Annotated in this window: 12 protein-coding genes; 9 read left to right on the top strand and 3 right to left on the bottom strand. The window is 50.1% G+C overall.

Annotated features, from left to right (window positions below):
• Window positions 1-16: 16 nt before the first annotated feature.
• The 3 genes from rpoZ to xth form a co-directional block, all read right to left on the bottom strand.
• The gene (gene rpoZ / locus GY634_RS12840) at window positions 17-220 is read right to left on the bottom strand and encodes a DNA-directed RNA polymerase subunit omega (RefSeq protein ID WP_166409109.1); all 204 of its coding nucleotides are present in this window, start codon (window positions 218-220) and stop codon (window positions 17-19) included.
• A 24-nt stretch (window positions 221-244) separates the two neighbouring features.
• Window positions 245-886, bottom strand: a complete 642-nt coding sequence (gene gmk / locus GY634_RS12835) for a guanylate kinase (protein WP_166409107.1) — start codon at window positions 884-886, stop codon at window positions 245-247.
• Window positions 887-961: 75 nt separating this feature from the next.
• A complete protein-coding gene (xth, locus tag GY634_RS12830; protein ID WP_166409105.1) occupies window positions 962-1753 on the bottom strand; it encodes an exodeoxyribonuclease III in 792 nt (263 codons plus the stop codon).
• 208 nt (window positions 1754-1961) lie between these two features.
• Here xth and GY634_RS12825 point away from each other — a divergent pair, with 208 nt between their 5' ends.
• The 9 genes from GY634_RS12825 to GY634_RS12785 all read left to right on the top strand — a co-directional run bounded on the left by GY634_RS12825 (window position 1962) and on the right by GY634_RS12785 (window position 13236).
• Window positions 1962-2732: a YwqG family protein gene (locus GY634_RS12825; RefSeq protein WP_166409103.1), complete on the top strand. Its 771-nt coding sequence runs from the start codon at window positions 1962-1964 to the stop codon at window positions 2730-2732.
• 138 nt (window positions 2733-2870) lie between these two features.
• Window positions 2871-3668, top strand: a complete 798-nt coding sequence (locus tag GY634_RS12820; protein WP_242683703.1) for a spermine/spermidine synthase domain-containing protein — start codon at window positions 2871-2873, stop codon at window positions 3666-3668.
• A gap of 141 nt (window positions 3669-3809) precedes the next feature.
• On the top strand, window positions 3810-4724 hold the full coding sequence (locus GY634_RS12815) for an ABC transporter substrate-binding protein (RefSeq protein ID WP_242683714.1): 915 nt from the start codon (window positions 3810-3812) through the stop codon (window positions 4722-4724).
• 59 nt (window positions 4725-4783) lie between these two features.
• Entirely contained in the window at window positions 4784-5677 is an 894-nt protein-coding gene (locus GY634_RS12810; protein ID WP_166409099.1) for an ABC transporter permease, read from the top strand.
• 17 nt (window positions 5678-5694) lie between these two features.
• The gene (locus tag GY634_RS12805; RefSeq protein WP_166409098.1) at window positions 5695-6489 is read left to right on the top strand and encodes an ABC transporter ATP-binding protein; all 795 of its coding nucleotides are present in this window, start codon (window positions 5695-5697) and stop codon (window positions 6487-6489) included.
• Between the two features lie 145 nt (window positions 6490-6634).
• Window positions 6635-7888: an efflux RND transporter periplasmic adaptor subunit gene (locus GY634_RS12800; RefSeq protein WP_166409096.1), complete on the top strand. Its 1254-nt coding sequence runs from the start codon at window positions 6635-6637 to the stop codon at window positions 7886-7888.
• 5 nt (window positions 7889-7893) lie between these two features.
• The gene (locus GY634_RS12795; protein WP_166409094.1) at window positions 7894-11076 is read left to right on the top strand and encodes a multidrug efflux RND transporter permease subunit; all 3183 of its coding nucleotides are present in this window, start codon (window positions 7894-7896) and stop codon (window positions 11074-11076) included.
• Window positions 11073-12509, top strand: coding sequence for an efflux transporter outer membrane subunit (locus GY634_RS12790; RefSeq protein ID WP_166409093.1), 1437 nt, complete (start codon window positions 11073-11075; stop codon window positions 12507-12509). The genes GY634_RS12795 and GY634_RS12790 overlap by 4 nt, the downstream gene beginning before the upstream one ends.
• The gene (locus tag GY634_RS12785; protein WP_166409091.1) at window positions 12502-13236 is read left to right on the top strand and encodes a pyridoxine 5'-phosphate synthase; all 735 of its coding nucleotides are present in this window, start codon (window positions 12502-12504) and stop codon (window positions 13234-13236) included. The genes GY634_RS12790 and GY634_RS12785 overlap by 8 nt, the downstream gene beginning before the upstream one ends.
• The last annotated feature ends 29 nt before the right edge of the window (window positions 13237-13265 follow it).

Here is a 13265-nt window from a genome sequence, read left to right as displayed (position 1 = left end):
GCTAGATCATTGCTTATCAGGTGGGTACTTTACGCAACATTTCAAGGCCTGTGGTACCGGCAGCAACTTCACGCAGCGCAGTAACGGTAGGCTTGTTACGGCTGTCTACGCGAGCTTCGTGGCCTTGAGCCAGTTCGCGGGCGCGGTATGCAGCAGCCAGAGTCAGGTTAAAGCGATTGGGGATTTTATCCAGACAATCTTCAACAGTAATACGTGCCATAAATAGAACCTGTATGACTAAAATTTAGGAATTGAATTCAGTACGAATGCCAAGTTGGCTAAATAACTCGGCATGTTTATGCGCTTGTTTTGGCAAGCTTAGGCGGCTCGCTTTGACTACAGCGGCAAGCTCAGCAAGCGCAAAGTTAAATTCTTGATTAATAATAACATATTGAAACTCGGAAATATGCGACATTTCGCTGCCTGCAGCAAGCAGTCTACGTGCAATCACCTGTGCGGAATCTTGACCGCGTTGGTTCAGGCGGCTTTCCAGCGCTTCAATAGAAGGGGGGAGAATGAACACCCCAATGGCCTCAGGGAAGAAACGACGCACTTGGCGTGCTCCTTGCCAGTCTATTTCTAGCAATACATCACGACCAGCATCCGCGGCTTCATGAATAGGCTGTACGGGCGTGCCGTAGAAGTTACCGTGCACCTCGGCCCATTCCAGCAGTTGATCATTGGTACGCAGCGTTTGGAAATCATCTACCGACACAAAGCGATAGTGCTCACCATCTACTTCGCCCGGACGCGGTGCGCGAGTAGTGCATGAAATAGAAAGCTGAATATCGGGCTCTTGTTTAAGCAGAGCGTTGATCAGGCTGGATTTACCAGCACCGCTAGGTGCGGCGACAATGAAAACATTGCCGGGGTGTTGTGTGCTCATGATGATCTAATAGCAAATCGGCGGGTTGAAAGCATAACAAAAAGCAGCTTGGCTAGGCAAAATATTGCGAGCCAATCACGCTATTTTGCTGAAATCCAGTTCCACAATAACGGGGGTGTGGTCAGAAGGCTGTTCATTGCCACGAGGCTGTCTATCTATAGTGCATGCCACAGTAGCGGGTTTTACGGCGTCCGACACCAGAATGTGGTCAATACGCAAACCAGCGTTACGACGGTAGGCCATGCGACGGTAATCCCACCAGCTATAGCTTTTTTCTTCTTGTGGGAAAAGACGGAAAGAGTCGTGCAGGCCCAGCGCTAATAAGGCTTGGAAAGCCGTGCGTTCGGGCTCAGATACATGTACCTCGCCTTCCCAGCGAGCAGGGTCGTGCACGTCTTCGTCAGCCGGAGCAATGTTGTAGTCGCCCACAACCACCAGATTAGGGTAGCGCTCTAGTTCGGTTTTCAGCCATGTGGTTAGCCCTTGATACCATTCCAGTTTGTAGGCGAACTTATCGCTACCTACCGCTTGGCCGTTAGGGCAATACAGGTTAATAACGCGCAGTGGGCCAGCAGGAGTGTCAAAGGTGGCGGCAATGGCGCGTTGTTGTGGGTCTTCGTAGGTAGGCAGGTTGCGCTGAATATCCTTGGCTTCGTGTTTGGTGATCAACGCCACGCCATTGTAGGTAGGCTGCCCCGCCCACTGTGCGTCCCAACCGGCTTCGCGCAGTTCATCTATAGGGAATTTATCTTGGGCGAGTTTTAGCTCTTGTAGACACAGCACATCTATAGGGTTTTGCTCTAGCCAGTCCAGCACTTGCGGCAAACGTACGCGTAGAGAGTTCACATTCCACGTGGCAATTTTCATTTTTGAAGCATTCCCTTTATCTATACAGCTTACAAGGGGTGGGTATAGTTCGTTGTGCCCGAGGTTACCCACCTAACTACCCAAGCACGAATCAGTGTGGCTAGTGTACCCCGAGCAAGGGCGTAGCCAAAACCCAAGCGTGAATCCTAAAAAGCTGGGCATAATACGGGGTTTATTGCTGTTGGAAATTTGAGTAAAGGCTTCGCTCATGAATACCCAAGACCTAGAAAACCTAATTGCTAACCATCCAGTGCTCACTGAGCATGCTGAGTTTGTGCGTGGTTTGGTGCGACCTAGTGTGCGCATCACTATTAGCAAAGAAGCGGCTACAGGAGTGCAAAGCAAATTTGGTGGGCCAGCCATGGTGCCTGCGGGTTTTGAGTGGCCTGAGCACGATGTGGGTTTGTATTACTTCCTAGGTCAAATTAACTTTGCTGAAATAGAGAATCGACCAGACTCGTTGCCTGCTTCAGGATTGCTGTCGCTATTTAATGCGGACTATAACCCCGACTCAGACAGCGACGCTGAAGTGTTTTGGGGCGATGAGGGCTATCTGAAAGCGTGGTATTTTGAAGATCTAGAGTGCTTGGTACCCATGAAAGCGCCGCATGGTAAGGATGTGAAAGGCAAGCGTATTGAGCTGGTGGGAGATCTGGATATTCCACGTCATGAAGACATGTTGGAAGGCTGCCCTTTTGATGCGGACATTCTTGAGGATTTGCTTGAGGTTGAGGGCGAGTTACCAGGCCCTTCGGCAAACGTAGAGATGCTGGCAACCGATTACTTGTTGGGTTACCCCTCGTATCACAGCCTTGGCTATAACCCTACACCGGGGCCAGAGTGGATGTCGTTGCTGACTATAGAGTCCTATGACGACTTTAACTGGTGTTGGCAAGATGGTGCCAAGCTGATGGTGTTTATAGAGCAAGACAAATTAGTGGCGCGCGACTTTAGCAATCTGATGTGTGACGCAGGCTAAGTGCTTTGAGCACCATGCGGCAAGCGTAGGTAGTAGCTAAAGGTGTGGCGGGCGAAGCGGGCAGGGTTTGCTAAAAGCGCTTATGATTCTAGGCGGACGTCTACTGACGTGATGGATCAAGCAGGGAAATAGAGGGCCATGGATCAAGAGTGGGAAGACGATAGTCTGTATGAAGACGAAGAAGATGATGTAACGATGTCGGAAAGCGATGGCATTCGCTATTTGCACTTTGGAACAGAATGGATTCAAGGGGCGATGCGCATGTCTAAACCTAACGACTTGGTGTTGGCTTATACGCAGCAAATGATGACATGGTTGCTGTTCCATGAGCCGCATGAGTCTGACCGTCTTGCTTTATTGGGCTTGGGTGCAGGATCGTTATTGCGGTATTGCCTAACGCAAACGCCAGCCGAGTGCGTGACGGTGGAGATTAACCCGCAGGTAACGGCAATGTGCCGTGCTTTTTTCAGATTGCCCGACCATGTGCGCTCTGAAATCGTGCATGACGATGCAGCTGAGTGGGTGGCAAATACCGAAAACCATAATCAGCATGTGGTGATGATGGTGGATTTGTATGATGCAGCGGCCCAAGGGCCTGTTTGCTCATCGGTTGAATTCTATGAAAACGGTAAGCATTGCTTGGACAAAGACGGGATTATGGTGGTGAACTTATTTGGTTCACACCCCAGTTTTGAATTAAATTTGCGCAATATCCGTCAGGTGTTTGATAACAAAGTGTTGGTCTTACCAGAAATTGATGAAGGTAATACCATTGTGTTGGCCTTTAAAGGGCGCGGTTTGGAAACCACCACGCAGCAGTTGATGGATAGGGCTGAAACGGTGCAAAGTCAGTATAAGTTGGAAGCCAGACGCTGGGCTAAAGCCCTTTTGGCTACACGCCCAGCAGATACTGCGTTTACAATTAGTGAAACTTAGCAGGGAAATTCACTAGGGTTTTTTCCAGTCCTGTAGTTCAGACTACGTGTAGGCTGGCTTATTGATTATTTTTTCCAGGAGCTTCGCATGAAGTTAAGAAATACAACGGCACTTCTCGCCAGCATTCTGGCTGGTATTAGCATGATGGGTGCAGGTGTTGCCGGGGCGCAAACGGTTTCTGTGTCCTCAATCGTTGAGCATCCCGCGTTAGATTCCATACGCGACGGTGTGAAACAAGCTCTGGAAGAAGCGGGTTATACCGAAGCAAACGGTTTGAAATGGCAGTTTCAAACAGCACAAGGTAATACCGCTATTGCCTCGCAAATTGCTAAGAAGTTTGTAGGTGACAACTCGGATGTGATCGTTGCTATCTCTACGCCTTCTGCGCAAGCCGCTGTGGCAGCAACCAAATCTATTCCTATTGTGTATTCAGCTGTGACAGACCCTGTGGCAGCACAATTGGTGCCTTCCTTTGACGCAAGCGGCACAAACGTTACGGGCATGTCAGACGCACTGGCACTAGAAAAACAAGTTGATCTGATTAAACGCATTGTTCCCGACGCCCAAAATGTAGGGATGGTGTACAACCCCGGCGAGGCAAACTCGGTGGTGGTGGTAGAACGTATGCGCGAGCTGTTGTCGGCTCAAGGAATGAACTTGGTAGAAGCCACGGCAGCTCGTACGGTAGACGTACGTGCAGCGGGTAGCAGCTTGATTGGCAAAGTAGATGTGTTCTACACCAACACCGACAATAACGTAGTGTCAGCGTACGAAGCTCTGGTGAAAGTAGCCAATGATGCCAAAATCCCCTTGATTGCATCGGATACCGGTAGTGTAGAGCGTGGTGCTATTGCGGCGCTGGGCGTGAACTACTTCAATCTGGGCAAACAAACCGGTGATAAAGTGGTGCGCATTCTTAAAGGCGAGAAGCCTGGCGATATAGCGTCTTCTACTAGCGAAAATCTGGAGTTGTTTGTGAACCCAGGTGCCGCCGCTAAACAGGGTTTGACCTTAGATGATGCATTCATCAAGTCAGCCACCACCATTGTTGAGTAATCTCTAATCACGCAAGCGGTGCCATCAACAGGCACCGCTTTATTATTGTCTGACTACGCATGTCCATATATTCTCTTTGGGGCGCTCTGGAAATCGGCCTGATTTTTGGTCTGGTTGCACTAGGAGTGCTGATCTCATTTCGTATTCTTCGTTTTCCCGATTTAACCGTTGATGGCAGTTTCCCATTAGGGGGCGCCTGTGCTGCTGTATTAATCAGCCAAGGGGTAGATCCATTTATATCTACTTTTGTGGCAATGTGCGCAGGGGCCTTTGCAGGCATGATTACCGGTTGGCTGAATGTACGACTGAAGATCATGGACTTGCTGGCCAGTATCTTGATGATGACGGCGTTGTACTCCATCAATTTGCGCGTTATGGGCCGACCTAACGTGCCGCTGATTAACGACGACACCGTATTCACGATTTTGCAGCCATCAGGCTGGTCGGATGACTATATCTTCCGCCCCTTGTTGCTGGTGCTGATCGTCATTATTGCTAAGCTGTTGCTGGACTGGTTCTTTGCTACCCAAAAAGGCTTAGGCATGCGTGCCACGGGTTCTAACCCTCGCATGGCGCGCGCTCAAGGCGTAGCCACAGGCGGCATGATTTTGCTGGGTATGGCGATTTCTAATGCGCTAGTGGCGTTGGCTGGCGCACTGTTTGCACAGTCACAAGGTGGTGCCGATATCTCTATGGGTATAGGGACTATTGTGATTGGGTTGGCCGCGGTGATTGTGGGTGAAAGCATTTTGCCATCACGCCGTTTGGTGTGGGCCACATTGGCCGTGATTTTGGGCGCTATTTTGTACCGTTTCTTCATCGCGTTGGCGTTGAATGCGGACTTTATTGGCCTCAAGGCACAAGACCTTAACTTGGTCACCGCCGTCTTGGTAACAATAGCGTTGGTTATTCCGCTATTGAAAAAACGTAGAAAAGCAGTTCGTAAGTCGTAGTACTAAGGGGAAGAGTCATGCTAGAAGCAAAAAACCTGCAATTAACTTTTAACCCTGGTACGCCGATTGAAACCCGTGCATTGCGTGGTGCATCACTGACCATTCCTAGTGGTCAATTTGTGACCGTGATTGGTTCTAACGGGGCAGGGAAGTCCACCTTCTTAAATGCCGTATCGGGTGATCAAAGTGTGGATGACGGCCAAATTCTCATTGATGGTAAAGACGTTACCCGTTTGCCGGTATGGCAACGTGCCGATATGGTGGCGCGCGTGTTCCAAGACCCTATGGCGGGTACATGCGAAGACTTAACCATTGAAGAGAATATGGCTTTGGCGTCCCGCCGTGGCATGGGTCGAGGTTTGTCTCGCGCGGTGCAGTTAAGCATGCGCGATGAATTTAAAACCAAGCTGGAAACATTGGGCTTGGGTTTGGAAAACCGTCTGACGGATCGTATTGGCCTGTTGTCTGGCGGTCAGCGACAAGCCGTGAGCTTGTTGATGGCGGCATTACGTCCTTCTCGTATCTTGCTATTAGATGAGCACACAGCAGCCTTAGATCCACGTACGGCTGACTTTGTGTTGCAACTAACTGAGCGTATTGTGACAGAAGGCAAACTCACCACCATGATGGTCACGCATAGTATGCGTCAGGCCTTGGACGTGGGGGAGAGAACGGTGATGCTGCACCAAGGAAATGTGGTGTTAGATGTGAGTGGTGAAGAGCGTAAAGGTATGGACGTGACCGATTTGCTTCACATGTTTGAAAAAGTGCGTGGAGAGAAAATCGCTGACGATGCTTTGCTTCTAGGGTAATGAGCTAATTTTTTGTTGCAAAAGACCCTATACGACTGTGTGGTCGTTTTTGTGAAAAACAAATAATCCATATATACTTTACGTCTCACTATCCACGTCTACTGGCGCGGTGTGTCTATAGTCTATTGAGATTCAGGAGTTTTTCATGCTGAAATCCCGCCCTAAGGCGTGGCGTCCGCTACGAGTATTATTCTTAACTAGTGTGGTTCTGCTTGCAGCATGCGGTGATAAAGATCCCCAACAGCAAGCCGGTGGAGGCATGAAGGTTCCAGTCAGCGTCGTTACGGTGAGCACTGCACCGACGGCGCTGTATCAGGACTTGCCGGGCCGCGTAGAGGCCATCAAAGAAGCACAAATTCGTGCTCGAGTAACGGGTATTCTTGAAGAAATTAACTTCAAGCAAGGTACCGATGTTACTGAAGGCCAGCATTTGTTCAGTATCGATCCCGATACGTATCAAGCCTTGCGTGACCAAGCCGCTGCACAATTGCAAAATGCGCAAGCCGATGCAAAAGCAGCCGCTTCTTTGGCGCAGCGCTATCAGATCCTGATTAAAGAAAATGCGGTAAGTCGTCAAGATTACGACAACGCGATGGCACGCAACGCGCAAGCGCAGGCGGCTATTGCTGCGGCACAAGCTAACTTGAAAACGGCTGAAATTAATCTGGGCTACACCAAAGTAACCTCGCCTATTAATGGCCGTATTGGTAAAGCGATTGTGACGGAAGGCGCATTGGTCAATGCGGCTGAAGGTACACAATTGGCGACGGTTCAACAGTTGGATCGCGTCTATGTAGATATTCGCCGTCCGGCTAGCGAATTGATGTCGTTGCGTAATGCGATGGCAGCAGGCGAACTTACTCAAGACGCTGAAGGCGCCAAAGTGACTGCCTTGTTTGATGATAATAGCCAATACGACCAAACTGGCGAGTTGCTGTTCTCTGGCGTATCGGTAGATCCATCTACAGGTCAAATCAACCTGCGTGCTGAGTTCGCTAACCCCGACAATATTTTGTTGCCAGGCATGTTTGTGCGTGTGCGTTTGCAAAATGGGGTAGACGAGAAAGCCATTCTGGTCCCAACACAAGCCATTCAGTACTCTAATGGCGGTGCAACGTCCGTGTTTGTTGTGAAAGAAGGTGTAGTTGCTGCAGTGCCTGTGAAAGTAGGTACTACATACGGCGACAAAATCTTGGTGAACACTGGGTTGACCGCAGGTGACGAGCTGATTGTTGCCGGCTTCCAGAAAATTGGTCCGGGCGTGCCTGTTCAGCCCACTCCTTGGAAATCTGGCCCTACAAGCACTGAAAATGCAGAAGAGTCTGCCGAAGCTGCACCTGCACAAGATAGCGATGCAGAGCAAGCTCAGGGTCAGGATGCTGCTAAAGCAAGCGAGTAAAGTTTATGCCACAGTTTTTTATTGAACGCCCCATTTTTGCATGGGTGGTCGCGCTAGGGATCACTCTGCTCGGGCTACTGTCGCTGCCGCTTATGCCGGTCGCGCAGTACCCGGATGTCGCGCCACCTTCTGTCACCATTAGTGCTACCTACCCAGGTGCAACGGCAGAAGACGTGGCCAGTAACGTTGCTAACGTTATTGAAAACGAGCTAAACGGTGCCAAAGGTCTGCTGTACTACGAGTCCGTCAGTGACTCCTTTGGTCAAACACAAATTACCGCTACCTTTAAACCCGGTACTGATCCTGACATGGCTCAGGTTGACGTACAGAACCGTATTTCCAACGTGCAGGCAGCCTTGCCAACGGCGGTGGTTCAGCAGGGTTTGAAAGTAGAGCAGGGTAATGACAGCTTCTTGCTGGTGGTTACGCTGTCGTCAGAAGACGGTAGTTTGGATCAAACCGAACTGGCTGACTACATCAAACGTAACGTGCAAAACACCATTTCACGTGTACCGGGTGTAGGTAAGTTCCAGCTGTTTGCGTCCGGTAAAGCGATGCGTATTTGGGTTGATCCCGAAAAATTGGTTAGCTATAACCTAAGCATGGCTGAAGTGAACGCGGCAGTAGCGGCTCAAAACAACCTGATTTCAGGTGGTATTTTGGGTGCTCCACCAAACCCAGACAGCCAACGTGTAGCATCGCCTATTATCGTTAATGGTCAGCTAAGCAAACCAGAAGAGTTCGAGAACATCATTCTGCGTGCTAACTTAGACGGCTCTAGCGTGAAAATGTCCGACATTGCACGTGTAGAAGTGGGCTCTGATAACTACCAGTTTGGTGCTCGCTTGAACGGTAAGTCTACGGCTGCGTTTGCGGTGTCATTGACGCCCGATGCTAACGCATTGGAAACCGCTGAAGGCATTAAGTCTCAGATGAAAGAACTGTCTCAGTTCTTCCCTGATCAAGTTAGCTACGCTATTCCTTACGATACCTCTCCCTACATTCAAACCTCTATTCAGCAGGTGGTTGAAACACTGCTAGAAGCGATGTTGCTGGTGTTTGTGGTGATGTATGTGTTCTTGCAGAACATTCGCTATACCGTGATTCCTGCTTTGGTGGTGCCTGTTGCTATTCTGGGCTCACTGGGTGTGATGAATGCCATGGGCTTCTCTGTGAACGTGTTAACCATGTTCGCGATGGTGCTGGTAATTGGTATTCTGGTGGATGATGCGATCGTGGTGGTAGAGAACGTCGAACGTATCATGGCGGAAGATGGCTTGTCTCCTAAAGAGGCAACCGAAAAAGCCATGCCACAGATTACGGGCGCGATTGTAGGTATTACGCTGGTACTGACGGTGGTGTTCTTGCCGCTGGCCTTTATGTCCGGTTCGGTAGGGGTGATTTACCGCCAGTTCTCGGTAGCGATGGCGGTGTCTATTGCCTTCTCCGCGTTCTTGGCGCTGAGCTTTACACCTGCACTGTGCGCGACCATTTTGAAACCTGTGCCTAAGGGTGAGCATGGCGATAACCGTCGTGGTTTCTTCGGCATGTTTAACCGTGGCTTTAACAAGCTGACAGATGGTTACGAAGGCTTTATTAAAGGTAGCTTGAAACGTACAGGCCGCATGATGCTGGTGTATCTGGCATTGGTAGTAGCTGTAGTGTTTATGTACATGCGTATGCCTACCGCCTTCTTGCCAGAAGAAGACCAAGGCTTTGCGTTTGCGAACATCGAGTTGCCAGCAGGCTCTACCGCTAACCGTACGATGGATACCATCAAAGAAGTGGAAGACTACTTTTTTAAACAGCCACAAGTAGAAAACTTGGTGACTGTGCGTGGTTTCAGTTTTAACGGTAACGGTCTGAATGCAGCATTGGCATTCGTAACACTGAAAGACTTTAAAGAACGTAAAGGTCCTGAAAACTCAGCGCAAGCTGTGGCTGGTCGTGCAACGGGTGCGTTGCTGATGGGGTTACCTGACTCTATCGTGTTCTCTATTGTTCCGCCCGCCATTATGTCGTTGGGTAACTCCACCGGTTTTGATGTGCGTTTAGAAGACCGTGCTGAACTGGGTACAGCGGCCTTGTTGGATGCTACTCAAGAGCTGCTGAACAAAGCAGGTCAAAGCCCAATTCTGAAAGACGTACGTTTGACAGGCTTGGCTCCTGGCCAACAGTGGCAAGTGACGATTGACCGTGAGAAAGCGGCCATTCAAGGCGTTGATTTCAACGAAGTCGCTAACCTCTTAAGTACAGCGTTGGGTTCTTCCTATCTGGGTAAATACACCAGTGAAGGTTGGGTACAGAACGTGTGGGTACAGGCAGATGAACGTTTCCGTATGAACATCGAAAACGTGATGAGCCTGCAAGCGAAAAACAATCAAGGTGAAATGGTGCCGTTGCGTACTGTAGTTACCGCTGAGCCTATCAAAGGCCCAGTACAGATTGTTCGCTACAACAGTTACCCTGCAACACGTATCAGTGGTGGTGCGCAAGAGGGCTACACCAGTGGTGACGCGATGGCCGAAATTGAACGCTTGATTTCTGAATTGCCGCGTGGCTTCGGTTACGAGTGGACAGGTTTGTCTTATCAGGAAATTCAGGCATCGGGTCAAAGTATGATCCTGATGGGTCTGTCGGTACTGGTTGTGTTCATGGTGTTGGCGGCATTGTATGAAAGCTGGGCTATCCCGCTGTCAGTGATGTTGTCTGTGCCACTAGGGGTACTGGGTTCGGTATTGTTAACCAGTGCTATGGGCATGGCGAACGACGTGTACTTCCAGGTGGGTATTGTGACCATTATTGGTTTGGCGGCGAAGAACGCGATTCTGATTGTGGAGTTTGCGAAAGATGCGGTTGCCCGAGGTGACGATCTTATCGAGGCCACAGTTGAAGCTGCACGTCTACGTTTCCGCCCAATTCTGATGACGTCCTTTGCGTTTATTCTGGGTGTGGTACCACTGTCTATTGCTAGTGGTGCGGGTGCAGCCAGTCAGAACGCGGTAGGTATTGGTGTATTGGGTGGTATGTTGGCCGCTACACCATTGGCAGTGCTGTTTGTGCCTACCTTCTTTGTTGTGGTATTGAAATTGTTTAAAACGCAGCCCAAGTTATTTGGTGCCGCAGCTGCGGCTGCAGCGGCCGAGAAAGCCGCGCATGCTCAGGCTAGTACCGGGGAGCAAAAATGATCAAAGCTAAGCTCAGTACACTTAGCGCAGCATTGCTGCTAGCAGGGTGCTCATTCGCTCCTAAATACGAGCAACCCGAGATGCCTGTTTCGGCGCAATACCCTGCTTATGTGCAGGGTGCCGCTGAGGCAAGCGCTGAGGGCAGTGTGGAAACCCTGGGTTGGAAAGAGTTTTTTAACGACCCACGTTTACAAGCACTGATTGCTCTTTCCTTAGAAAACAACCGCGATATGCGTATCGCGGTAGCACGAGTAGACGAAGCGCGCGCGCAGTACGGTATCGCTAGAGGGGAGCAGTTCCCGTCTATTGGTGCTGCGGCAAATGGTCAGGTAACACGCAATCCAGAAAACATGCGTTTGCCTGGCGCATCGTCGGTGAGCAAGACTTTCCAAACCGGGGCGGCAGTGACCTCCTTTGATTTGGACTTCTTTGGCAAGTTGCGTAACCTTAGCGAAGCTGCTTTTGAGCAATACTTAGCGACAGAAGAAGCGCAACGCGCCGTTCGTATTAACGTGGTGGCCCAAGTCGCTGAAGCCTACTTCCGTTTACGTGCTGCTCAAGAGCTGCAAAGCGTCATGCTAAGCACCGAGAAAAGCCGTTTGGAAAGTTTGCGCTTAACCAAAGTATCGTTTGAAGCAGGCTCTACGTCCGAGCTAGAACTGAATCAAGCGACGCTGCAGCTAGAAACTGTACGTGCTGACCTAGAGGCCGCTAAGCGTAATGAAATGCAAGCGCTGAATGCGCTGACATTATTGGTGGGCACTGAGCTGCCCGCTGACCTGCCTAAAGAGCAGGCGTTTGGTCATGACCAGTTGGTGAGCGATATTCCGGTTGGCTTGCCTTCCGATTTGCTACAGCGTCGCCCTGATATTATTGCTGCGGAGCACGTACTACGTGCATCGAATGCGAATATTGGTGCAGCGCGTGCGGCGTTCTTCCCCTCAATTTCCATTACGGGCTTGCTGGGTTTTGCTAGCCCATCGTTGGATAATTTAGTGGGTTCATCGCACCGTTTCTGGCAATACTCACCGCAAATTTCGTTGCCGATTTTTGCGGGTGGTAGTATTCAGGCCGCGTTAGATGTAGCAGAAGCGCGAAAAATCATCTCGGTAGCCCAATACGAGCAAAGTATTCAGAACGCTTTCCGAGAAGTCGCGGATGCGTTGGCGGGTGAGGCTACCTATAGTTCGCAATTAGACGCTACAAATCGTATGATCTCATCTGCAGACCGTACGCTGGAACTGGCAAACTTGCGCTACAAAACAGGGGTAGATAGCTTCTTGCAGGTACAAACTGCAGAGGTCAACCTGTACAGTGCGCAACAAGCGGGTATACAGATTAGTCTGGCTTCGCTGATTAACCGCATCTCGCTATACAAAGCGTTAGGTGGCGGGTGGCAACTGGATGAAAAGGCTATAGAAACCAATGATTGAGTTGGGTGTAAACATTGATCATGTGGCAACGCTGCGTCAGCAGCGTTTGACCACATATCCTGATCCCTTACTGGCGGCACAACGTGCCGAAGAAGCAGGTGCAGATTTAATTACCTTGCACCTGCGTGAAGATAGACGCCATATTCAAGATGCAGACGTATTTGCCATGCGTCCGTTGTTGCGCACCAGAATGAATCTGGAATGTGCAATCACCACGGAAATGCTGGAAATTGCTTGCAAGGTTAAACCGGATGATGTGTGTCTAGTCCCTGAAAAACGCCACGAACTAACTACCGAAGGTGGGTTAGATGTGGTGGGGCACTTTGAGCAAGTTAGTGCCGCCGTTAAGCAATTGCAAGATGCCGGTATTCGCGTGTCGTTGTTTATCGATGCTGATGCCGCACAAATTGCTGCTGCTCAACAAGCAGGCGCTACCGTCATTGAATTGCATACTGGGGCATTTGCAGACGCCACAGGCCCAGAAGAGCAAGCCATACAGTTGCAACGCATCCGTGAAGGTGCAGCGCAAGGTGTGGCCTTGGGTCTGCGTGTGAATGCAGGTCACGGTTTGCATTACGGTAACGTACAAGAAGTGGCTGCTATTCCAGGTATTGCTGAGCTAAACATTGGTCACGCCATTGTGGCTCAAGCGGTATTTGATGGTTGGGAAAAAGCTGTACGTGACATGAAAGCACTGATTGTCACCACCGCCCAGCAACGCCCTTAATAGGCGCTGGATAGATAGTTTTGTAAGGA

Origin of the sequence: Paenalcaligenes suwonensis, from assembly GCF_011290505.1 — a bacterium.
Taxonomy (GTDB): domain Bacteria; phylum Pseudomonadota; class Gammaproteobacteria; order Burkholderiales; family Burkholderiaceae_B; genus Paenalcaligenes; species Paenalcaligenes suwonensis.
Note: the sequence above shows the minus strand (reverse complement) of the source record. Positions and strands in the feature narration are given on the sequence as shown.